At 47.2% G+C, this 23,667-nt stretch carries 20 protein-coding genes; 6 read left to right on the forward strand and 14 right to left on the reverse strand.

What is annotated here, in order from left to right:
• Positions 1-66: 66 nt before the first annotated feature.
• The 6 genes from MKX68_RS28450 to MKX68_RS28475 form a co-directional block, all read right to left on the reverse strand.
• The gene (locus MKX68_RS28450; protein WP_340915534.1) at positions 67-1,182 is read right to left on the reverse strand and encodes a rhamnogalacturonan acetylesterase; all 1,116 of its coding nucleotides are present in this window, start codon (positions 1,180-1,182) and stop codon (positions 67-69) included.
• A 236-nt stretch (positions 1,183-1,418) separates the two neighbouring features.
• The gene (locus MKX68_RS28455; protein ID WP_340915185.1) at positions 1,419-2,438 is read right to left on the reverse strand and encodes an alpha/beta hydrolase family protein; all 1,020 of its coding nucleotides are present in this window, start codon (positions 2,436-2,438) and stop codon (positions 1,419-1,421) included.
• Positions 2,439-2,627: 189 nt separating this feature from the next.
• On the reverse strand, positions 2,628-4,874 hold the full coding sequence (locus MKX68_RS28460; RefSeq protein ID WP_340915186.1) for an MMPL family transporter: 2,247 nt from the start codon (positions 4,872-4,874) through the stop codon (positions 2,628-2,630).
• 107 nt (positions 4,875-4,981) lie between these two features.
• The gene (locus tag MKX68_RS28465) at positions 4,982-6,136 is read right to left on the reverse strand and encodes a type III polyketide synthase (protein ID WP_340915189.1); all 1,155 of its coding nucleotides are present in this window, start codon (positions 6,134-6,136) and stop codon (positions 4,982-4,984) included.
• A gap of 233 nt (positions 6,137-6,369) precedes the next feature.
• The gene (locus MKX68_RS28470) at positions 6,370-6,990 is read right to left on the reverse strand and encodes a flavin reductase family protein (RefSeq protein WP_340915191.1); all 621 of its coding nucleotides are present in this window, start codon (positions 6,988-6,990) and stop codon (positions 6,370-6,372) included.
• Positions 6,991-7,155: 165 nt separating this feature from the next.
• Positions 7,156-8,127 carry an iron-hydroxamate ABC transporter substrate-binding protein gene (locus MKX68_RS28475; protein WP_340915193.1) on the reverse strand — a complete coding sequence of 324 codons (972 nt, stop codon included), beginning with the start codon at positions 8,125-8,127 and terminating at the stop codon, positions 7,156-7,158.
• Positions 8,128-8,602: 475 nt separating this feature from the next.
• Here MKX68_RS28475 and MKX68_RS28480 point away from each other — a divergent pair, with 475 nt between their 5' ends.
• Positions 8,603-9,253, forward strand: a complete 651-nt coding sequence (locus MKX68_RS28480; protein WP_339187927.1) for a hypothetical protein — start codon at positions 8,603-8,605, stop codon at positions 9,251-9,253.
• 138 nt (positions 9,254-9,391) lie between these two features.
• Here MKX68_RS28480 and MKX68_RS28485 read toward each other — a convergent pair whose 3' ends face one another.
• Together MKX68_RS28485 and MKX68_RS28490 are read right to left on the reverse strand one after the other, a co-directional pair.
• Positions 9,392-10,627, reverse strand: coding sequence for a multidrug effflux MFS transporter (locus MKX68_RS28485; RefSeq protein ID WP_340915196.1), 1,236 nt, complete (start codon positions 10,625-10,627; stop codon positions 9,392-9,394).
• 6 nt (positions 10,628-10,633) lie between these two features.
• Positions 10,634-11,377: a GTP pyrophosphokinase gene (locus tag MKX68_RS28490; RefSeq protein ID WP_036608962.1), complete on the reverse strand. Its 744-nt coding sequence runs from the start codon at positions 11,375-11,377 to the stop codon at positions 10,634-10,636.
• 245 nt (positions 11,378-11,622) lie between these two features.
• Here MKX68_RS28490 and MKX68_RS28495 point away from each other — a divergent pair, with 245 nt between their 5' ends.
• Both MKX68_RS28495 and MKX68_RS28500 read left to right on the forward strand, forming a co-directional pair.
• Positions 11,623-12,501: an alpha/beta hydrolase family protein gene (locus tag MKX68_RS28495; RefSeq protein WP_340915199.1), complete on the forward strand. Its 879-nt coding sequence runs from the start codon at positions 11,623-11,625 to the stop codon at positions 12,499-12,501.
• Positions 12,502-12,587: 86 nt separating this feature from the next.
• Entirely contained in the window at positions 12,588-13,304 is a 717-nt protein-coding gene (locus MKX68_RS28500) for a YoaK family protein (protein ID WP_340915200.1), read from the forward strand.
• A gap of 117 nt (positions 13,305-13,421) precedes the next feature.
• Here MKX68_RS28500 and MKX68_RS28505 read toward each other — a convergent pair whose 3' ends face one another.
• Positions 13,422-14,318 (reverse strand): LysR family transcriptional regulator, encoded by an 897-nt coding sequence (locus tag MKX68_RS28505; protein ID WP_340915202.1) that lies wholly within the window; start codon positions 14,316-14,318, stop codon positions 13,422-13,424.
• 139 nt (positions 14,319-14,457) lie between these two features.
• Here MKX68_RS28505 and MKX68_RS28510 point away from each other — a divergent pair, with 139 nt between their 5' ends.
• From MKX68_RS28510 to MKX68_RS28520, 3 genes are all read left to right on the forward strand, one after another.
• Positions 14,458-15,162, forward strand: a complete 705-nt coding sequence (locus tag MKX68_RS28510; RefSeq protein WP_340915204.1) for an O-methyltransferase — start codon at positions 14,458-14,460, stop codon at positions 15,160-15,162.
• A 77-nt stretch (positions 15,163-15,239) separates the two neighbouring features.
• Positions 15,240-16,550, forward strand: coding sequence for an MFS transporter (locus MKX68_RS28515; protein WP_340915206.1), 1,311 nt, complete (start codon positions 15,240-15,242; stop codon positions 16,548-16,550).
• A 148-nt stretch (positions 16,551-16,698) separates the two neighbouring features.
• Positions 16,699-17,811, forward strand: coding sequence for an AbrB family transcriptional regulator (locus tag MKX68_RS28520; protein ID WP_340915207.1), 1,113 nt, complete (start codon positions 16,699-16,701; stop codon positions 17,809-17,811).
• Positions 17,812-17,942: 131 nt separating this feature from the next.
• Here MKX68_RS28520 and MKX68_RS28525 read toward each other — a convergent pair whose 3' ends face one another.
• From MKX68_RS28525 to treC, 5 genes are all read right to left on the reverse strand, one after another.
• Positions 17,943-18,146, reverse strand: a complete 204-nt coding sequence (locus MKX68_RS28525; RefSeq protein ID WP_017688872.1) for a hypothetical protein — start codon at positions 18,144-18,146, stop codon at positions 17,943-17,945.
• Positions 18,147-18,223: 77 nt separating this feature from the next.
• Positions 18,224-18,487, reverse strand: a complete 264-nt coding sequence (locus MKX68_RS28530) for a YkgJ family cysteine cluster protein (protein ID WP_017688873.1) — start codon at positions 18,485-18,487, stop codon at positions 18,224-18,226.
• Between the two features lie 162 nt (positions 18,488-18,649).
• Positions 18,650-19,498: a chemotaxis protein gene (locus MKX68_RS28535; RefSeq protein ID WP_340915209.1), complete on the reverse strand. Its 849-nt coding sequence runs from the start codon at positions 19,496-19,498 to the stop codon at positions 18,650-18,652.
• Positions 19,499-19,727: 229 nt separating this feature from the next.
• Positions 19,728-21,746, reverse strand: coding sequence for a PTS system trehalose-specific EIIBC component (treP, locus tag MKX68_RS28540; RefSeq protein WP_340915211.1), 2,019 nt, complete (start codon positions 21,744-21,746; stop codon positions 19,728-19,730).
• 28 nt (positions 21,747-21,774) lie between these two features.
• Positions 21,775-23,496, reverse strand: coding sequence for an alpha,alpha-phosphotrehalase (treC, locus tag MKX68_RS28545; protein WP_340915213.1), 1,722 nt, complete (start codon positions 23,494-23,496; stop codon positions 21,775-21,777).
• Between the last annotated feature and the right edge of the window lie 171 nt (positions 23,497-23,667).

The following is a 23,667-nucleotide window of genomic DNA, read 5'->3' on the forward strand; positions in this document are numbered from 1 at the left end:
GTATTTTTTATTTTCATACACGGATCATATCAAGCACTGATTATGAAGACTGATTAAGTAGTAAAGTCAAAATCCATTCAGTCCCTGTCTTCTCAGATCCGCAGCCACAATACGCGCAAGCTCCGCAGCCCCTTGACGATTCGGATGCAGACTATCCCCTGTCATATATAGACCAAGTGTTGCCGCTGGACCAATGGACGTGAAATAGGCAGAACTTAACTTATTCAGTTCAACCAGGGTGACTCCCTCTTCCTGAGCTAGTGCACGGGTGGATTGATTGTACCAGCGGTTCTCCGCTTGATGCACATTGGCTGAATTAAAGTCCGTTGCCCGGCCTTGAGGCGTAGAGAGAATGACCGTTGCTCCTTTGTTCTTCGCCTGACGCACCATATCCCGCATAATCTCCTTGAACTGCGCCTCTGTTGTATTGTTCTTGGCATTGGTGTCGTTAATTCCGAATTGCAAAATAAAATAATCTCCCGGCTTGATATACTTGAGAATCGCTTCCATCTGACCATCATCGCGGAATCCTCTCGCAAACTGACCACTTGCCGCCATATTGCGAACCTGGAAGGTGGAATTGTTCACATAGGACGGAAACAACTGTCCCCAACCTCCTTGTACACTGCTACCCAGTGGATAGTAATTACAGACTGTTGAATCCCCACCAATGTAGATTGTGCGGTTGGTAACGGTCTGATTGGATAACTTCCGGATTTCGAGTGCACTAAGTGTGAAGGCGGTGCCTGTCTTTCCTTCCGTAACCAGCAGGTTTAATTGCCCGTCAGTCACCGGAATTTGAAATTGGTCCGTTGCCCCGTTGCCTGTCATATTGATGATCTGGTATACACCTTCTGCCGCTACACTCGCTCTGGCTGTATTGCCCAGGACCACTTTAACTTCATATAGTCCATTGGACAGATTCACATTGAAGGTATTGGTGCTCTTGGTGCCGTAAGTCAGAAACTGCACAGCGTCACTCTTAACCCCGCTTCCTGAGGCAGACACATTCCTCATCTGTGCAGGTGTGTTGAAGCCATAACCTTTCGTAGGTGTATAGGCATCTCCTGCGGACACACCTGTGTAACCGCTCTCAACAGCACCCGAACCAAAATCAAATCTGTAATTGTCTGTTGCCGCTTCGGCGACTCGCCCTCCACTGCTTCCCAAACCGATGCCCATTGTACTCGCAAACAGAACAAGACAGAGCAGAAGCTTTACCGATATTGACCATTTCATCACTGAATTCTCCTCTCGAATATACTACGAAGACAGAATAACCTTCCAAACGCTGTTATCCCCAGATTTTTCGATTCCCTTTTCTCAAGGGAAAATCCGGTGATAGCGTATGCTTCCGATGTAGCGTTTTTTCAAGAAAGCTTGTAGCTTCGCTTTTTCAGTTTTTTTAAGCCTCAGCTTCACAGAACTTGATCAAGCCAGTCATAGGCTTTCGCTCCGCTAATCTCATGTCCACCTGTAAAGAAATCCGCATCCAGTGATTCTGATGCTCCCGCCTGCTCATATATGTGTGTCAAACGGGCATACGCCTCTCTCGCTGCATGGATGGGGAACACCTGATCATCACTTCCGGCTTCAATAAAAAGTGGCCTAGGCACAATCAGGCCGATGAGATCCGGCAACTCCGCTTCACGCAGGATACCTGGCACATAGTTGTCCAGACAATGGTTCCGATCCAATATGCTGCCCTGGAATGTATTTGCATAACCGCTTACCACAGTTGCCCTGAACCGTTCATCCAATGCGGCTGTAAATGCGGTCACCAGCCCACCGCCCGAGATACCCATGCTTCCAATTCGCTCCGAATCCACTTCTGGCCGAGTCGATACATAATCCAATACACGTGTTGTTTCATACACCCTATGACCGGCAAGGGTATTCCCCACCATGAGCAGATGCGCAGCAATCTTCGTGCAGGAACTTACACCTGGTGGCGCATCACGGTCCTCGTCCAGTCTTCGATCACCAAATCCGAGCAGTTCTGGAGCCGCAACCACATAACCACGCTTCACAAGAGCTACTGCAAAGTCCTTGTGTAATCCGGGCTCTCCTGTCCGTGGCGACCCATCAGGTTCCATGCCCGATATCTCTCGGCTACCATAGCCATGCCCATGACAAGCAACGATAGCAGGTGTCTTGTTTTCGATAATGCTTCCATCACCTGGAATTAATAAATATACAGGCATACGAAGTCCTGCATAGGTCGTGATTTCAATCCGCTCCCGAATATATCCGTCACATGTAATGCGCTCCAGTAAGACAGGATTCAGTGCTGCCGCCATCGTGGGGAAACCGCCCAGCCGTTCTTTGACACGAGTACGTAACTGACTGCGCCATAACTCCAGGGGTTGATCTGCATGATACGCGGAACGACCACGAAGATTCATTTGTTGTTGTAGATAGGCTTCAATATCAGACATGGGCCTGTGTCCCTCCTGTTTTTCGTAGGATAACATAGATAAAAGACTGTCATATGGAATTAATCCCATCCATTATAGAACATCTAGGTCAGCCATGAATTGAACATGTTTGCCTGTTTTGAATAGAATCACACGATTTCTAGCCAAAAAGGATATCTCCAACCTGAAGACAGGTTACGGAAATACCCTTCATTTTATCTGACCTGGCAGCCACCAGTTCCACCTGCCCATTAATTTCATCAATGCAGGTACCAGTATTAGCCGAATTAATGTAACGTCAATCAACACCGCTGCCGTGATTCCGATCCCTAACTGCCTCACACCTGCGACTTCGGCAAAAGCAAACGGTACGGTCACCGCAAGCAGTATTGCCGCTGCGGAGGTGACCAGACGACCCGTAGAAGCCAATCCCTGTTGGACAGCCACATCACTGTCTCCGGTTCGTCTATACACTTCCTGAATACGGCTCAGCATAAACACACCATAATCCATGGATATGCCAAACACCAATCCTGCAATGAATACAGGAATCATAATGGCAATGGCTGACGGCTCCATACCTAGATGTCCTTCATTGAACACCCACACCAATATGCCAAATGAAGCGGCTAAGCTGAGCAGATTCATCAGAATTGCCTTGATTGGAATGAGCATCGATCGGAATGCCGCCAGTAACACAAGATAATTGGTGACCACTACAAATACCAGCACTTTGGGCAGTTGACTTGTGACTTCCTGCATTATTTCATACTGCTTGGCAGCTTCCCCACCATAACGTAGTTTTACGGTGTTGGAACCAAACGTATAATCGCTATTCCTCATTCGTTCCAGCCAATCTGCGACCTGCTCCGACCCGGGCTCCCCGTGTACGGTGGCTATCAATCGTATGGTATGGTCAGAGACCGTTGAACGCAGCCATGCCGTCCTTGTTGACTCCTTGCCTTCTATGGAAGGAGTGAGCGCCGACGGTGGAATTTGAAAAAGGCTCCGCGAGTCAGTTTGATTCGGCTGTAATAGGCCCCATGGTGAAACAATGCTCAATACGTCTGAGTCCTGCAGTAGTTGACGGGCTTTGTTGTGGGCCAACTGCCAGTGAGAGGCAGTCAACAGTTCCTGCTGTCCGCCAATCACGATCTCGATGGCGGAGGTATTTTTTTGACCAAAATCATGTTGCAACTGCTCTGCTGCCTGACGGGACTCCATTCTCTCTGGCAGTGATGAGGCATCCGGAACGGACAGTTCCAGTCTGGTGACTGGATAAACACACAGGAGCAGTACAACCGTACCTCCAATGGCCATACTGACTGGTCGTTTCATGACCATTGCTGACCATCTATGCCAGACCGAGCGTCTGGGTAACGAATGGACTAACTTTCGCTTGAAGACCCGATCCGCAGACAGTGACAGTAGAGCTGGCAGCAGCGTAACATTTAACAATAGCGATAGGAGCAGAACAATAATGGCCCCCGAGGAGACACTCAGAAACATTGGCAGTCTGATCCAGAGCAAACCCAGCAGCCCAAGGAGCACACAAGCTGCCGAGAACAATACCGCTCTACCTGCTGTACGCAATGTTCGCTGAAAAATCTCGCTCCGCAAAACCTCGCTTTGCATATCCAGGCTGCTGCCCGTAACGTTAGCTTTGCCTTCATCTTCGTAGACCCGCTGAAGTTCTTCCCTGTACCTGCTCAGGATGATCAGGGCAAAGTCTATACTGAGTGCCATGCCCACCATGGGAATCACATTAATGATAAAATTGGACAATTCCAGATGATAACCAAGGAGTGACGTGACTCCCATAGCGGTAATCACAGCACTGATGCCCATCATAACAGCAATCAACGCGGCATATAGCCCCCTGAATGCAAAACACAAAACGATCAGGGCAATCGGCAGGCCGACCATTTCTGCACGTTCCAGATCACGAAAGCTCAGATGATTGACATCCTGCTGCACGACTGCCTTTCCCGTCAATTGCACCGTACCTGGACCATCTGTTGCCAACACGGCGCGCAACTGCTCCAGTGGGGGACCCATCTGATGCGCGGGCACATCCATTTTCACAAGAGCATATGCCCTTTGGTCTTGCATCGTCACTCTTTCGCTAACATCCAAAGGGGCCGTGATAGAGGTTACCGCAGGCAATACTTGAACCTGTGTCAATTGATCCTTGATCCACTGCCGGAACTGTAACGGCGAGGTATTTTCCTTTTTCTCAAAAACCAGAATAACCGGATCAGCAGGAGAACCGAATTCGTCCTCCAGAACAGCATCAACTGCTTGCGCATCCCCGTGAACCCGTTTTAATCCGTGATCCTGAACTATGTCAGGTAACTTCCATGCCCAGACCGCTGACATCCCGATGATAAATACCCAGCAGAGAATAATGAACCTCGGATATCGGCTGATGAAGGCAGCAAGTCTGCGATAACCCATACCTAAGCTCCTCTGCGATCAGATTAGTCCTTCGATTATGTTCATCGGTAAGATCTAAGCACATTCATACACTTGCGGTGTATATCTCCTTCACTCGGGTTCGCGAACTATTGGATGCCATGATTCACAGGTGTTCTGTTCGCTATGCGGGCAGGGATGTATGTAAAAGGAAGTAACTCTGCCGTCAGTCCCGGGCCAAAGGCCAACGCTATCCCACTGGAATGCTCTTCCTTCTGTCTGTAATCCTCGCGGATGGCTTGAAGAACAAAAAGAATCGTCACGGACGACAGGTTGCCATAATCCCGCAGGATGTTTCGACTGTAGGAGACCTGCTCATCTGTCAACTGATACAGCTTCTGAACGGCATCCACGATGCCTCTGCCTCCCGGATGGATCGCCCATATTTCCGGTAAACTGCTACCCTCCAGCAACCGTTCTACCTCTGGACCAAGATGTAAACCAAGCAGCTTCGGAATCTGTGGTGACAGGTAGAGATCAAAGCCTGTATTGCCCACTTCCCAGATCATTTCTTCTGCACAATCCGGGAGGAGCGTTGAGTGCCCACGACCCAGTCGAAAACATTCATTGCGGTCTGTTCCGGTCGCACCAATAACACAGGCAGAGGCGCCGTCTCCGAAGAACGATGCGGCATACAGGTCGTCCCGTTTGGCAGATGGCTGAAAGTGAAGTGTACATAGTTCCACACACACGATAAGAACCGTAGCCTTCTGATCTGCCGTTACAATGGAATTCGCCAGTTGGATCGCCTTCAGACCGGCTGCACATCCTTGAAACACCAGTGGAATCCGGTTGATCTGCGGTGACAGGTCAAGCTGTTGGATCAGCCGAACATCAAGTCCCGGCAAGAATTGCCCCGTGCAACTCACCGTAATGAGATGTGTAATTTCCGAGGAGGTTACGTCTGCATCCTGAATGGCCTGTCCGGCCGCCTCGAGACCAAGTGGAACAGCAGCAGCTTTGTATTTGCCCATACGTTCGGATGTAGTCGGAACCTCGTCCGCATTGGTAAAGGGTAAATATCGGCAAGAATCAACAGGCTCAAGCAGATTCGGTTCACACGTATACCGAGTCTCCACACCGCACTGATTAAAGATTCGTTTGGCCCACCTTCTCGCATCTGGCTCATGTTCCAGCGCTTGCGCGAGACGGGCAGACACATCCTTTTGCTCAATACGGTGGGCAGGCCACGCCGTTCCTATTCCCATAATACTTGCCCCAGTAGTTGCCTCAAGCTGGTTCATCGGCTTAACCCCCTTATAGTACGTGTTCAAAAGTAGGCTTTTTAAACAACCTATATATAAAATAGGTTCATATGACATGTGTGCAGGATATAGTACAAGTCTATTCACTACCTGTCCTGTTTATGTTCATATTAACAAGCAAAGGCGAACAACATATGCGAGTTTCGCACGTGCTGTCCGCCTTTGCTACCGGATTAAACCCGTTCCTATATTACATATTCGATCTGTCAGAACTACTCAGGCCGAATTATAGTAAATCTCTCCCCAAGTTTGGCATAATCATTACCTGCCAGTCGGCTGACTGGTTTCAAATGATCCATGAGGATATAGCCTTTGTCCGGATTATAGACTTGTTCGCTGAAATGATACTGCACAATGCGTACCAGCAGCAGGTCACTCACCGGTTTACCATCATCATTCGTGATAGGAATGTGTTGATACAGCTCACACTCCATCCGAATAAGTGCTTCTTTTATTCCTGGCACGGTGACCTTTGTACTCGGCACTGTAGTCAGTTTCGTCCGCTCAAGCTCACTTTCGTGGGGTTCAAGAATAGCTGCTGTCTCATTCACTTCTGCTATGATCGCTTCATCACATATATGCACGACCAGTTCTTTATGAGCAAGCACATTACGTGCGGTATCTTTCATGATACCGTCTTTACGTGCAATGGATATGGATAACAGCGGTGGGTCCGAACTAACCACATTAAAGAAGCTAAAAGGCGCTGCATTGATCACACCATTCTCATCTGAAAGTGTCGTCACAAAAGCAATTGGACGTGGCACCACCGAACCACTCATCAATTTATAGTTGTCTCTTCCCGTTATTTCACGTGGATCCAATGTATACATATGTAATATCTCCTTCCCTGCCACAAAGTATATGACCACTCTACTTCATGACAATAGAATAAACTAACTTCTTTATTATATATCCTAAAATGCTGTATTAACAAAAAAACTCCCTGGTGTCCATTGCACCAAGGAGTTCAAACATGTTTTACAATTGACCATTTCTTATTTAACAATGCTCTTTTGAATGTCTTCCATAATTTGAAGATTCGCTTGAACACCACTATACAGCCAGCTGCTGGAACGGGTAAACTCGAACAGATTACCATTTTTCACAGCCGGGATACTTTGCCATACCGGATCTTTCAGTGCTTCTGACCCTGTACCTTCATCACTATTCACAAAGAACAAGTAGTCTACATCCATTTCAGCCAGCTTCTCCATAGAGATGGAAGACCAGTTACCTGTCGCATTGGCAGAGATTTCTTTTACAACTTCAGGCTCTACAAGTCCCAGTTCTTTGTACATTACTTCTCCACTCGATACATTGTCACTTACGATGAAGAACTTGCCGCTAACCAACCAAATAGCCGCTGCCGATTTCGTTCCCCCTGTAACGGTGTTGATCTTTTCCTTGATTTCTGTAGCTTTAACTTCGTAATCATCCAGCGCTTTTTGAGCTTCGGCACTCTTATTCAAAATTTCACCGATTTTCAGCTGCGTTTTGCGCCAGTCGCTATTGATCTCATCACCGAGTACGTACGTCGGTGCAATCTTACTGTACTGTTCGTACTTCTCACCTTCAACTACACTTTCGGAACCGATAATAATCAGATCCGGATTAAAACTTGTTACCGCTTCAAAAGGCAGATCGAAAGCAATCGTGGGGATACCATTCAGATCTTTTTGTAAATATTCCTGAATTCCGTTGGCTACGGACCATTGGGCAACTGGCTTAACGCCTAGTGTTACCAGATTGTCTTCCAGATAAGAAGCGATAATGCGCTCCGGATTTGCGGGAATTGTTACTTCGTGTCCCATTGCATCTGTTAATGTGCGCTCTGTAGCGGCTTCTGTTTGCGTCTCTGCCTCCGTTGTTGTATCGTTCTCTCCTGCTGCTCCGTTCTCTGCAGGCTTCGCTCCACACGCGGCCAACCAGATGGACATGACCATCACCGTAATTAGAAGCATGATCATCTTTCTATTTCTCTTAAACACTGTATTAACCCCTTTCAATATGAACACCTCATTAGGCGTTATTATGACAGATATCTACGTTCAAAAATATTGATACTATTATTGATACATATAATATCCGTATGTACATTTGTCCGATTCCATTGACAATGATAATTGTTATCAGTTCAGTTGTCAATTCGATTATGCTCTGCGCTATAAAGTTGAACTAAAGATTATTTACACTGACACTTCGATGATAGAACAACCTTCCAATCGCTGTTATCCCCAGATTTTTTCGATCCCCCTTTCTCTAAGGGAAAATCCGGTGATAGCGTATGCTTCCGATGCAGCTTTCTTTCAGAAAGCTTTTAGGCGAGCGCTTCGCTTTTTCAGGTTTTTTCTATCTTCTCCGTTTGGTGTAAATGATTAGTTCAACTATATAGATCATATAAAATCTTCTTGGCGGCACTCACATATAGGCGGATGCCGCCATATGCTGAATGCAGAATACGACGACAGGAAGGATGTTCTGTACATGTATTACGAATATAACCCTTATCTAAGTTATGGAGAAGACCGTTCCTTTCAACTGCCTCCCCTGTTCCCAGGAGGTGGCGGTGGCGGCACACCGGGGGGTCCGACGTTTCCTGGTATCCCTGGCGGTCAAGGCACCTATCCTCCATACATTCCAGGCGGAGGACCCGGTCCATATATCCCTGGAGGCATTCCAGGTACAATTCCGGGTACAGCACCGGGCGTACCTGCGCAACTGACTCAAGGCAACCTGCCCACCCTACTTAGTGCCTATCCTCGTCCGGTAGGTCAGCCTCCGGCAGAAATGCTTTTTCTGTATAACCTGATCAAAAGCAGCCCGGGTCTGCTCCCGCTCTTCCTCCAGCAACAGCCGCAAAGTCTCACTCAAGCTGTGCAATTTGCACAGACTGGTGCAGCGGCACCACGAGAGAACGAAGAACGTGCGCTGCCCAACTTTTGCTATAACCGGTGGTCCCTTGTCTTCACATACAATGATGTCTACCTGATGTGGCCTGCGATTAATCTGTTTGGTTTTGTGGTGGGGTACTTCTATCCATTCCTCACGCCAGGTATACTGTCCAATACACAGATTTTGTTTGCGCTTTGCTAAACCTGTCCTTACCTACAGCAAGAGCCTCACTTGGAAGCATAATTCCTTCCAAGTGAGGCTCTTGTTCGTTCTTTAACCCAAAGTAACTTTACACTATTTTAAGACTTCATAAACGCAAGGTGTTCAGAATCAGTACATTTAACTCAACACCTGATCGTTCTGGCGCTTCCTGCCTCTACTGACCATTAGGAAGTAAATCACCAAGGCACCGAGATCAGCACACGCAATAACGATTCCCATTGGCACAGCTGTTCCTTCTCCCCCGAGACCTACGAGGGGAGCGACAATACCTCCGAACAGGAATGTCATCACACCAATAAGCGCAGACGCACTGCCTGCCGATTTCTCCTGATTGGCCATCGCCAAGGCAAAGGACGCGGTATTGACCAACCCAACACTGGATACCACCAAAAATAGCGGAATCAGTACAGAGATTAGATTACCTCCAGCCAGAATGGCGATGAGCAGTGAAGTTCCTCCGAGCGCCGCGGTTAGCAGCCCCGCGATTAACAGGCGAGTCTCTGATACCTTTCCTGCAAGTCTGCCGGCAATCTGACTGGCCAGAATAATGCCTAACCCGTTAATGGCGAAGCAGACACTGAACATTTGCGGGGACACCCCGTATATTTTCTGAAGCACAAACGGTGAACCTGATATATACGCAAACATGCCAGCAGCTACAAATCCTTGGGTTAACGCATAACCCATAAACTGACGATCCCCTGCGATTTGGCGAAACGTAAGTAATGTCTGCTTCAATCCTCCGCTTGATCTGCGATTGGAAGGTAATGTCTCTCCAAGACCGAAAATGACAGCCAACAGCGTCAGTATACCGATAAGGCTGAGCAAAATAAATACGCCGCGCCACGATGTATACGTCAACAATTGTCCACCAATGATTGGTGCAGCAATCGGGGCTACGCCGTTTATCAGCATTAACAGGGAGAAGAATCGTGTCAGTTCCGGGCCCGAATATACGTCTCTGACGATTGCGCGCGAGATGACAATCCCTGCTGCTCCAGCTACACCCTGAATGAACCGCAGCACAACAAAAGAGCCCATCGTCGGGCTGACCAGGCAAAGTATGGAGGCGATCGTATAGAGCACAAGCCCTGCAATGAGCGGTGTTCGCCGACCACGTACATCACTTAGAGGTCCGGCAAGCAACTGTCCAACCGCAAGTCCAATCACACACGCCGTCAGACTGAGTTGAGCATACGAAGTAGATGAACCAAACTCATCAGCCAGCGTGGGCAATGCGGGTAAATACATATCCAGGGACAACGGCCCGAAGGCCGACAATGTCCCCAGAATTAAAGCCATCCGTACACGAGATGTGGAGTTTGTGTTCAATGAAGCTGTTGTACTTTTCATCAAATACTACTCCCCGCTACCCAGTAGCTTGAGCAGGTTGGACGGCAGTGTGAACTGTTGATTGTTAATAATAATACGGCGCAGTTCTTCTTCATCCCGCTCATTATCGGCGTCCTTAATCTCCTGAATTTCCCGGTGAAGTCGCTCCATCTGTTGATCCAGCGCATTTGCCGAATCTGCCGCACTCTTTAACTCTCTCGTCAAATGCTCGGGAACATCCTTATTGTATTTATAAAAAATCTTATGCTCCAGACTCGCCCAGAAATCCATCGCGATTGTACGGATCTGGATCTCCACACATGCTCGTTCCTCACCATTGGACATGTACACAGGCACTTCCACCAGAAGGTGAAGGCTTTGGTAGCCGTTTGGCTTTGGATTTTCGATGTAGTCTTTGACCTCCAGTACACGCAGATCACTCTGGTTGCACAGCATATCCTTAATTCGATAGATATCCGAGATAAAGGAACATGTAATCCGTACCCCGGCGATATCCTTGATATTTTGCTTGATGCTCTCAAATGTTAACTCATGATTTTTGCGGAACATCTTGTTCATAATGCTCTCAGGAGATTTCAGTCTGGACTTTGTATGCTCAATTGGACTGTAATCATGCAAAGACTGGAATTCTTCCTTCAGGACTTCAATCTTGGTCTCCATTTGATCCAGAGCAAATTTATAGATCATCATAAATCTGGTAATTTCATATTTGAATTTCTTGAATTGATCAATTGGATGTGGAGCGTTCATCATGGCTTTCTCCCTTTCTTTCTGCACACTAAAATTAGTTTTATGAATATGAGAACAAGCGGTCAATCCACAGGTCTCCTGAACCATTATAAATCATATGGAGCCAATAAACGAATTTCTCACATTTGGGCTGGTGATTCAGCCTGGAAGGTATGGGAACTTATTTTACGCGCATGATATAGAAGCATCCCTGTCATTTGGCACGCAAATATTAATAAAAGAGGTGGATTTTACTGCTCTATCAAGTGACGTATTCATCCGATACACTTCGAGTTAAAGCTTATTTATACCTGCCACAAGGTTGTTCATTACCTGATATCACGACATATGAAACTTCTCATCCCGGCTCTGTCTCCTCTTCCTTCCCAGGCTTCGCTTCCATACATAAGTCTCTACATCTGCAACCACTCGCCAGCCACTACCCTGCTGCAAACATGCATGATATCACTCCCACACAAGAACAGTGGCCGGTGCTGATCTATTGTCGCGGTGGACTTGGCAGCTATGGCGGGGTAAATACCGTTTGGCTTGAGCAATTTGTACATAAAGGTTATATCGTGTTCGCCCCATCCTATCGTGGCAACGAAGGCGGTGAGGGGCGTGACGAGTATGGCGGAAGAGATGCCGAAGATGTGCATGCCGGTTACCGGTTGATACAGCGTTTACCTTTTGTCGACCCAACTCGGATATCGTTAATGGGGTTCTCCCGTGGAGCCATTAATGCTGTACATACCGCAACTGCCTACAATGAGGGACCGGACAAAGTACATAAGTTAATTCTTTGGAGCGGTGTCTCCGATGTCGAACGCACTTACCAAGAGCGAACCGACCTGAGGCGCACATTGAAACGTGTGCTGGGAGGTTCCCCACGCGCAGTTCCGGAAGCTTATCTCGCCCGCTCTCCCTTGTCAAAAGCAAACAAATTATCTTGTCCCGTGCTAATCATGCATGGTACATCAGATACACAGGTGAATTACAGTCACGGAACCCGAATGTATCACTGGCTTAAGCGCCGAGGTGCAGACGTCACATTTCACGCTTATGGCGGGCAGGATCATCATTTTCACGAGAAAATACATGAGTCAGCGGTGAACAATATGTTTGATTGGCTCGCTGCACCTTAAGTCTTTCACTATGAATTTCATTTTGAAGAATCATGCGTTATGGCTGTATACTGGAGGGGCTACGTTTTTCTGAAAGGACGGATAGAATGAATCAAAGCACCCTCCAAAAATACGCTATGCTGCTTCTCTGCATGACTGCCGGAATGGTGGATCTGATCGGATATCTGGGACTCGGGCATGTGCTTACAGCCAATATGACGGGAAATATTGTTTTATTGGGTATTGCCATTGCCCGTGCTCAGGAATTTGTTGTGCTGCGGTCATTGCTTGCTCTCATTGGTTTTATTGCCGGCAATGCCATTGCAGCACATATGGTTGGACCTGTGCAGACCAAAAATGGCTGGTCTTCCAGGGTCACAGCCGTGTTCACTGTTGAAAGCATATTACTCCTGCTGTTCGCGATCACCATGATTAGTCCATTTTCAGAGCAACTGTCTTATCTGTTAATTGTCATCCTAGCCGTTGCAATGGGGATGCAAACAACTGCGGCACGCCGCATTGGCATTGCTGGCATCTCAACAACCGTGCTCACCAATAATTTGGCTGCTGTGGTTGAGGATACCGTAAGCATTCTCAAAAAGCTGCGACACGCCAATATCCGATCGTTAGCCAAAGCCTTGTCCATAGACGCCTACCTTCGTGCAGGTGCTGTTGTCATCTATTTGATCGGCGTCATTGCAGCCGCATTGTTATTCCACCGTTTGCCCATGATTGCAGTCTGGATTCCTGTCCTGATCATTGGCGGCGTAACCCTATACGCCCGATTACATGCATGGGGAACTTCACAACAAAGCGAAAGTTAATAGTTGGAGAAGCAACCTATTCATTTTCAAGAGGCTGTTCAAAAATCCACTTTAGGATACTGATAACTGGTCTTTTTGAACATGGACTTTAAGTTATTTTAAGTATAATCACGCTATTTATTTCATCAAAGCAGCTTCTTGGCGGATAAGCTTGACCAGATGCTGTGCAGCAGGCGATAATACCTCCCCGGCTCGTGTACATACGGCAACCGTATTTCTCAGCTGCACACCTCGAACGAACACACGCGCGAGCCTGCCTTGCTGCACATCCTCCTTCACAACCAAAGAAGATATAAAGTTGGCCCCATAACCTGCCTTCACCGCACTAATCGTTTCGTTCAGCCCGTTGAACTGAAGAGCAATGCGGGGAGCGGCCAGGTTATTTGTTGTGCATAGGGAAACGAGTCGCTCACGTGTGGCACTTCCTTCTTCACGCATGATGAACGGCTCTGCCACCATCTCATTCAGCTCGATTTCTTTTCCCGCATACGGATGGTCAGGGTGCACAACAAACCACATCTCATCGTCAAACAATTCATCCCATTGGACACCTGCATGTGTAATGCCACTTCCACCATACACTGCAATCTCTGCCTCATAACGAAGTAACTGGTCAAAAGCCATCCGGGTGTTGGTTGTGCTCACAACAATCTCCACATCCTCATGCATTTGCTTAAACCGCGCAATCCAGCCCGGCAACAGAAAATTCGAAGGCAAGTAGGTTGCGGTAAGACGGATTAGTCCTTTCTTGCCCTCCCGAAAATCCTGCACAAAATTCTCGACATCCTGCTCCAGCATGAACAGGCGTTCCGCATAACCGGTTAACTGTACCCCCGCATCCGTAAGCACCAGTCTTCTTCCCTCCGAAACAAAAAGCTGGATTCCCAATTCACGTTCAAACTTCTTCACCTGAGAAGATACCGCAGGTTGACTAATATTTAGTTCCTCTGCGGCACGAGTGACCCCGCCATATCTCACGATGGCATGAAATAATCGTAATCCATGCAGATTCATGTGTTACACCTCTTCCACGTCAAATACATAATCTAAAGTTATATTAACATACATAATATATATTTTATTTATACATTCACTCCATCTATAGTTGAATTATGAAATCCAATACACGAAACAAAGAAAGGAACATGTGAAAATGAAAAATATAAATACGACCAACCTACAGCATACCTGGACTCAAGTCGACGACTACATGAACGATCTGCTGATTCCATCCGATTCCCTGCTGGAACATACACTGCAAAGCAATGCCGAAGCTGGACTCCCGGCTCATGACGTAACACCAAATCAAGGAAAGTTACTTCAACTCCTGCTGCAAATCCAAGGCGCATCCCGTGTACTTGAAATCGGCACATTGGGTGGGTACAGTACCATCTGGATGGCAAGAGCACTGCCTGAACACGGACGCATCGTCTCACTGGAATCCGAACCACACCATGCGGACTTGGCGCGAGCCAATCTCACACGAGCAGGACTGATGCACAAGGTTGACCTGAGAGTTGGTCCTGCCCTAACCACCCTTCCCGATGTTCAGGAAGAATACAGGGAACCGTTTGATATGATCTTCATCGATGCTGACAAACCGAGTAATCCCGATTATCTGAGATGGGCCCTGCGACTGACTCGGCCGGGGAGTCTTATTATTGGTGATAATATCGTCAGGGACGGTGAAGTAATCCGCACAGACAGCACAGACCCCAGAGTTCAGGGCGTTCGATCATTCCTGCAGTTGATCGCGGATCACCCTCGACTTGAAGCTACAGCACTGCAAACGGTCGGTAGCAAAGGTTACGATGGATTCGTCATTGCTCGTGTGATTGATGCCCCTGAACCAAAATAAACAGCGGTCAATTCTTCCGCAAATTCCCCTTTCCTGTTAAACTGGAATCACTGCACAGGCAGACTGGGGGGAACCACTTGAGAGTTTTACAACATATTAATGATGAAATTCGCGGCTGGTCCCGCAATATTCAACTGTTTTTCCTGGCTAGCATTCTGTATCAGATCGGAAATGGCATGTTCTCTGTCTTGTACAATCTGTACATTCAGGGTCTGGGCTATAATGATACAATGAACGGCCAGATTGTAAGTATTCAATCACTCGCAACAGCCATTATGTTTGTTCCTATCGGTCTATGCGGTGATCTGTTCAGCCGCAAGCGATTACTCATTACCGGGGCGTTATTCAGCGGAATCTTTCTGATCGGACGCTCCTTCGATTATTCGGCTACAGGACTGATTTGGTTCGCGGTATTTTCTGGCCTTTTCGCTGGGGTATTCCAAGTACTGGCCATTCCTTATCTGGCGGAAAACGTCAAAAAAAGCCAGCGGCTGAAAATGTTCAGTTATTATTCATCCCTTGTGCTCGCTTCCCAGGTGCTTGGTAGCCTGGGTGGCGGCGTATTCGCAGATTTGTTACATACGGCAGGACTCGCCAAAGTAACCGGATTGCAGACGGTTTTATTTGTCGGTGGTGCAGCAACACTGGCTGCATTTATTCCACTGTTATTTGTAACCGAAGGCAAGGCTGCTCCGCAGACCACAATTCCGGCGCAACCCGTTCTTCAACCCAATGCAGATCTAAAAGAAAGTTCAACAAATAACCCAAGCAACGACGATTCGATCACCAAGAAAAAAGATTCCCGACTGATTGGTCAGTTTATAGTGACTCAGTTGTTAATTGGATTAGGTTCTGGACTGGTTGTACCGTATCTGAATCTGTATTTCACCAATCGGTTCTCGGTTTCTCTGAGCGGTATGAGCTTACTGATTGCACTTGGTCAGATTATGACGATTGTATCCATGCTGATTGGACCTACCCTGGCGGCAAAGGTCGGAAGCGTAAGAGCCGTTGTCATTTTCCAGGTCATGTCGCTGCCCTTCCTTCTATTAACAGGCTTCACCAATCTGTTGTTCATTGCTTCGCTCAGTTTCTTATTCAGACAAGCATTGATGAACGCAGCCAATCCCATTCATTCAGCCATACTGGTGGATCGGATCTCTGACAAACGCCGCGGCATTGCCAATTCACTGATGCAGACCTCGTTCATGATTGGTTGGGCTACCATGGGACCTGTCCAATCCTATCTGGTCACCACGTACGGAACGTATTGGGGTTATGCAATCACGTTCAGCATCACAGGCTGTCTATACGTTATTTCATCACTGATGTACTTTGTAATGTTCAGAGAACCCAAACCTTCCGCTACGGCTCTCGCAGGATCTTAATGAGTTGAACAGAAGTAGCCTGGTTGTTCCGCAGATAACGCAACGTATCTCATCATCAGGAGTGATCACACATGAACATGAATCTTTCATTAAACCTGAATGTATACCTGAATCTCATACCACCTCATTCAACCGGTAGGCTAAACGGATGGAACTGATGCATAAGCTCGGTTCCCACGTTGTCTTTCGGTTTTTTCTTAGTCTGGGTGTCTCTGTTCTTGGCGGATTGCTGTTCACAGTCATTCATACACCGATCCCGTGGTTGCTCGGGCCAATGGTATTTATGCTGCTTGGTTCCCAAGTTGCAAAATGGCCGCTTATGTGGCCTGCCTCCATCCGGGACTATGGCATTCTCATTGTTGGTTATTCGATTGGACTCACCTTAACAGAAGAGGCACTGCACGGCATTTTGCAACAACTTCCCATGATGCTTCTGATGACCTTGTTGTTAATCGGATTGTGTGTCCTTACAGCCTACATCGCTTCGAAGGTAACCGACTTTGACTTTCCCTCCCTGCTGGTTGGCAGCATTCCAGGAGGACTATCCCAGATGGTGTCCCTTGCAGAAGAGATGAAATCCATCAATCTGACGCTGGTTACTTTTTTGCAGGTGACTCGGCTGATCATGATTGTCTTCTGTGTTCCGTTCCTGCTATTCAGTCCTTGGATTGGAGGTACTGCAGGTGGTGGAACAGATCAGCCTTTCATTGACGTAGCAACATGGGGTACCCTTTTCCCTGAGATTCTTCTCTATGCTCCGCTCTGTGTAGCGGGTGCATGGGTTGCACGCAAACTCCGATTTCCGACGGCCTTTATGTTGGGTCCCATGATTGTCATGTGTGTTGTTCAATTAAGCACAGCGCTGCACACACCCAGTCTGCCAACCTCCCTCTTAAACGTATCGCAATTGATGATTGGCAGTCACGTTGGACTGATGCTCAAGCCGGAACAGTTGCAACGCAAGACACAGACAGTCACGCTAGCGGTGATGAGTAGTGTACTGCTCATTGTTGGTGCACTTGGATTAAGTTATCTGTTAATGAATGTGTTCTCCCTCTCTGCGGCAACCTCACTACTCAGTATGGCCCCTGGCGGGATGGATCAGATGAGTATCATGGCACATGAAGTGAATGCCGATCTTTCGGTTGTATCCGGGTATCAATTGTTTCGGATTCTGTTTATTTTCTTCATCGTCTCTTCCGTACTAAAGATGATTCTTGTAAATATGCTAAAGGGAAAGAAAGCTAAGCCCTATCTTTAATGATCATATCTTGTCTGATCCCATGCCAAAGAGAGTATCCATTTGATGTCACATCCTGCGGATACCCTCTTTTATTTGTACAGACTCTGCTTCAGCATTTTGCCTCATTCAATTTTAAGCATAATGACTAATTATGAATATATTCGGTTGTACATCCAGCCCACAATGCCTACCGTAACCACTGTTGCCCCAATAATAAATGCATAATAGCCAATCTTACTTTTGGACTCCGAAGTCTGATGGTCATAATAATCCGAGTTACGTCGGTAAAACCCCATCCATAACTCTCCGATCATATTCACAACAACCAATACAAAACGTTTAACAAGCCCCATTGTATTCGCGTCTCCTCTCTCTAATCAACCTTCTTCCATATTAAGTATAATTATCCCTATTCATTAAAACAACCTACTCATATTACCTTCGGTGCAGTTTCTTGCTCCAACCAGGTTAGAATATCAAATGCTTCCTGATCGGTGCTACCACACATCTCTTCCTCAGCTTGCAATCCACTGCATACCGCAGGACGATCTTTTTGGCCAAAAATTCCGCAACGATTATCATCGGTAAGCTGCACACAACGTACACCTGCCGGCTTGCCATGAGCCATGCCCGGTATCGGTGATGATATGGAAATCGCGATACAACATGCGGCACAGCCTGTCCTGCATTCCATACGTATTCCCTCCTCATTTCAATAACTATAGAACTTACAATACGTGTTCAAAAATACCGGTTTTCAGTACCAAGAAAATGGGCTGAATTCCATATTCGATGCTGATGATGCCATTAGGCATCCTTCGTAATCAAAAACGGGATTTTTGAACTACCTCTTATATTATGAACGATTTATCCAGGTCCATGTGCGAGCCAGCCCCTGCGCGATTCTGCGATTCATGCTTGCATTGGAGAAATAACCTCCATGACTTAACGGATTCCAGCTCAAGGCCAGGCCACCCGAGTTCACTTCAATGTCTTCTTTGACGGCTTTCTCATAAGCAGGATCAATGGGGCGTAACGGATAACCCAGAATATCATCCCGATCATAGAAGTTCACCCATTCCCCTTCCAGTCCGGCATAATACTGATTCACATGGGGAGAGGGCACCTGAATCGGGCGACTAAAGTCATGGTATCGCAAACTCCATAAGGGCAGGGTTGTACCAAACGAGTAAAAATGGGTCAGTGTATCCCCCCGCTCCAAAGCCGAATTCACATCCACAACCTCAGGAATCCGACTGGACGGATATTGCAGATCGTAGAAAAAGTTACTCGCGATTACGGCACCCAAACTATGGGCAACCACACAGAGCGGAGCTTCGGGTCCGTTACGCTGTGCAAGGGTATGCATCGCCTGATTTAACGTTCGATGTACAGCATCATAGTTATGGCCTTGATTTTCCACCGGTTGATAAGCAACCGCGTCTGCCAGGTAATGGATGACAAATCGACGCAGCGTCTGGTAATTCAATCCCGGAGAGCTGACGAGCTGTTGAAACAGCGCTTCTTCCCGCTCCTCAAATACATCCGCCCAATATACAGGTTCGATATCCAGCATCTGTTTGGAGGCTCCAGGCAAGACCATCACCTTGTCCAATTCCTTATGCAAACAAGCAATCAGCTTGTCCGCGTACCCATCCTTTCGCATACCCAGCCCATGAATGACCATCACCGCAATACGTGTCATGGCTCTCCTCCTCATCACTTGACTAGGAACTCTTTCTCCACCATATGAACGCCACAACTCGAACATGCCTGTTGCTTGCTTTATCGAACGATACCTTCTAGTAACCATTATTTTAAAAATGTGATTCTTCCATTTTATATACAGTTTATCATGATCGTCATGAAAATAACGATATAACAACAAAAAAGGAGCTACGCATCACGCAGCCCCTTCATGTTGTTGTATTTGATTAACCTTTCAGATGAACCTTCAACACACCGTTTTGATTGGATGTAACATCACCTGTCGTGACTTCCACCCGCTCAACCATATCCTGACCATCCGGAATGATAATCGGTGTAATCAGCGGGTATCCCGCATCTTCAATGACCTTACGATCAAACTCCAACAGCTTTTGTCCAGCCTTTACATGTTCGCCAGCTTCGACATGCATGTTAAAACCTTCACCCTTGAGAGATACCGTATTAATCCCGACATGGATCAAAACTTGTAATCCACTCGCGTGTTCAAGAATCACCGCATGTTTACTCTTAATCACATGGGCTACCTGCGCATCAAACGGAGCAACAACCAGGTTGCCTGAAGGCTCAATCGCTACACCCTCACCCATTTGTTTCTCGGCAAATGCCGGATCAGGCACTTGCTCCAGTGATACGGCCTGGCCAGTTAATGGCGCCATGATTTCCAGCGTATTCACTGCTTCGTCCCCTACTTGAGCTGCACTACGTGTGCGCTGGTTTGGATCTGTTTTTGCAGTTGAAGAGGTAACACCCGAAGCAGACTGCGATGTAGCCGCTGTGGGCTCAGCAACGGTTCCGTTGCTTGCACTACGATCTTCTTTTCTCAGTTTGGCTCTGCCAAAAAGGACGGTCAGTACAAACGGTACAACCAAAACAATCGCCATGCCGATGAAGAAGACACCCCACTTGTTAGGGAAGATCGACAGGAATCCCGGTACGCCACCTACACCGATGGAGGTTGCCTGAACATTATTTATTGTCAGCAGCACACCACCAATTGCGGAACCGACCATACCAAAGATAAACGGATAACGGTAACGGATATTCACTCCGAAGATCGCCGGCTCGGTTACCCCGAGGAAGGCAGATACTGAGGATGTTGCCGCAAGTCCTCTCATTTTCTTCTCACGCAGGACAAGCATCATTGCAAGTGCCGCTGAACCCTGTGCAATATTGGACAATGCCAGCATCGGCCACAGGAACGTACCGCCCTGACTACCAATGAGCTGAACATCCACCGCGAGGAACGTGTGATGCATACCGGTGATAACAAGCAAAGCGTACAGACCACCGTAGATCAGACCACCCAGCGCCGCGTATGAATCGTATACATAAATCAAGCCAGATGTAATTGCATTTGCAATAGCAAATGTAACCGGTCCAATAATCGTAAATGCCAGGAATCCGGTAATCAGCAACGTGACTGGTGCAACGACCAGCAGTTTAATCGAATCATGTACTCTTTTATTCAGGAAAATTTCCATCTTCGCAAGCAGATAGGCCGATACCAGCACCGGCAGAACCTGCCCTTGATAACCGATCTTCTCAATCTCCCAACCAAACAGATTCCATGTTGGCACCGTGCCATTATTCACGGCATCAGCATAACCATAAGCACTCAGCAGATCGGGATGTACCAGAATGAGACCCAGCACGATCCCGAGCAGCGGACTGCCGCCAAACCTTTTTACAGCTGCCCAACCAATTAGAGCCGGCAGGAACGTGAAGGCTGTACTTGCGATTGTATTAATAATGGACGCAAGATCCTTCCAGGCTGGATAGACATCCACCAATGATTTTCCATCAAAGAAAATGCCTGGACCTGTCAGAATATTGTTAATCCCGAGCAATAGACCTGCCGTGATGATCGCTGGCAAGATTGGAATGAAAATATCCGAGAGTGTTTTAATCGCTCGCTGGATTGGATTTTGCTTTTTACCAGCAACTGCTTTCACATCATCCTTGGAAGAACGATCTCCTCCGGTAATCTGAATCATCTCATCATAGACTTTATCTACCAGACCAGGCCCAATAACGACCTGGAATTGTCCTTGGGAAGAGAATTGTCCTTTAACCAGATCATTCTGATCCAGACTTTCAGTATCCACTTTACTCTCATCGTACAAGGCAAACCGGAGTCGTGTAACACAGTGTGTTGCAGCTTCAATATTCTCTTTGCCACCAACTGCCCGGACGATCTCCTCAACCTGTTTTTTATCAATTGCCATAGTGTCACTTCCTATTTATAAAATGTGATTAGTCCTGTTGTGGCACAAGCCACATATAGGATGCATACGGACTGAGAGAGATTTCCTGCGTCAGCGCAGGGGCTGCCTCCGTATTTCCTATGAGTAACTCTGCTGATTTGCCTGCAATGTGATCATTCCAGACTGCTTCCGGAAGCGAGAACGTGACGTCTCGTTTACTAAAGTTGGATAAAACAATCAGAGTTTCATTTCCATTGGTCCGTGCGTACGCGAATACATCCGGGTGTGCATCGTCCAGGCGTTCATAGAGACCGTCAGTCAGCACGTTAACCTGTTTACGAAGGGCAATCAATTTGCGGTAGTGGTAGTAGATTGAATCCGGGTCAGCCAGCTGCTGCTCCACGTGAATGGACGGATACCTTTCATCCACCTTCAGCCAAGGTGTTCCGGTAGTAAATCCGGCGTTCTTACTTCCATTCCACTGCATCGGTGTGCGGGAGTTGTCCCGGGAACGCTCTTTTACGATGTTGAAAGCTTCTTCAGCGGATTTGCCTCGTTCTTCCTGAAGCAGGCGGTACATGTTCGTTGATTCGATATCGCGGAACTCACTAACGTCATTCCAGACCGGATTCGGCATTCCAATCTCTTCACCCTGGTAGACATAAGGTGTACCCTGCATGCCGTGTATCGTTGTTGCAAGCATCTTCGCACTCTCGGCACGATAGTCACCATCATCGGCGAATCTGGACAGTGCCCGAGGCTGATCATGGTTATTCAGGAACAGTGCGTTCCAGCCACCACCAGCTTGCATGCCTGTCTGCCACTCACTAAAGAGTTGCTTCATCGCTTCGAAATCATACGGCATCAGTTCCCACTTCTGACCATTCGGATAATCCACTTTCAGGTGATGGAAGTTAAACGTCATCGAAAACTCCCGGGAAGCCGGGTTCGAATATTGGATACAATGTTCCAGTGTTGTGGAGGACATTTCCCCTACGGTCACCATGTTGTAAGGCCCAAATACTTCATCGTACATCTCGGTGATGTACTCATGCACACGCGGTCCATCCGTGTAGTATTTGCGTCCATCACCCGGTGACACGCTACCATCATCATCAGGGAACCGCTGGTCTTTGGAGATCAGGTTGATCACGTCCATACGGAAACCATCCACACCTTTTTCGGCCCAGAACTTGATCATATCCCGTACAGCTTTGCGTACTTCTTCATTCTCCCAATTGAGATCTGCCTGCGTTTTATCAAATAAAGTCAGGAAATATTGTCCCGTCTGTTCATCGTACTGCCATGCAGGCCCACCGAACTTGGATTGCCAGTTGTTCGGCACACCGCCGTCCGGAGCAGGATCTTTCCAAATATAATAATCCCGGTACGGATTATCCTTGGAAGAACGGGATTGCTGGAACCACTCATGATCTGTCGAGGAGTGATTCACTACGATATCAATCATCAGTTTCATATCACGAGCCTTCAGACCTTTCAGCAATTCGTCAAAATCCTCCATCGTTCCATAATCCGGATTAATCCGATAATAGTCCGCTACGTCATACCCATTATCATGCTGCGGAGATACATATACCGGCTGCAACCACACAATATCGATACCCAGATGCTGCAAATAATCAAGCTTCTCGGTTAATCCACGAATATCTCCCGTACCCGATCCGGTTGTATCATTAAAACTCTTCGGATATACCTGATACACCGTTGATGTCTTCCACCAAGATGACGGAGTTGTGTTATTAGAACTCATGTTAACGCCTCCAATAAATTGTAATGCTCTTATGTGATGTTCTCGGCTAACTTCATATCTATATTACATAAGTAAACATGTATATACAAGTTGAAACTATAATATGTATATTCTCCGCCTCTTCTACACATTCCCCATAAATCTTTCCTCTGTAACATTTATTTTGGAACC

Source organism: Paenibacillus sp. FSL M8-0212 (assembly GCF_038004645.1).
In the GTDB taxonomy this organism is placed as follows: Bacteria; Bacillota; Bacilli; order Paenibacillales; family Paenibacillaceae; genus Paenibacillus.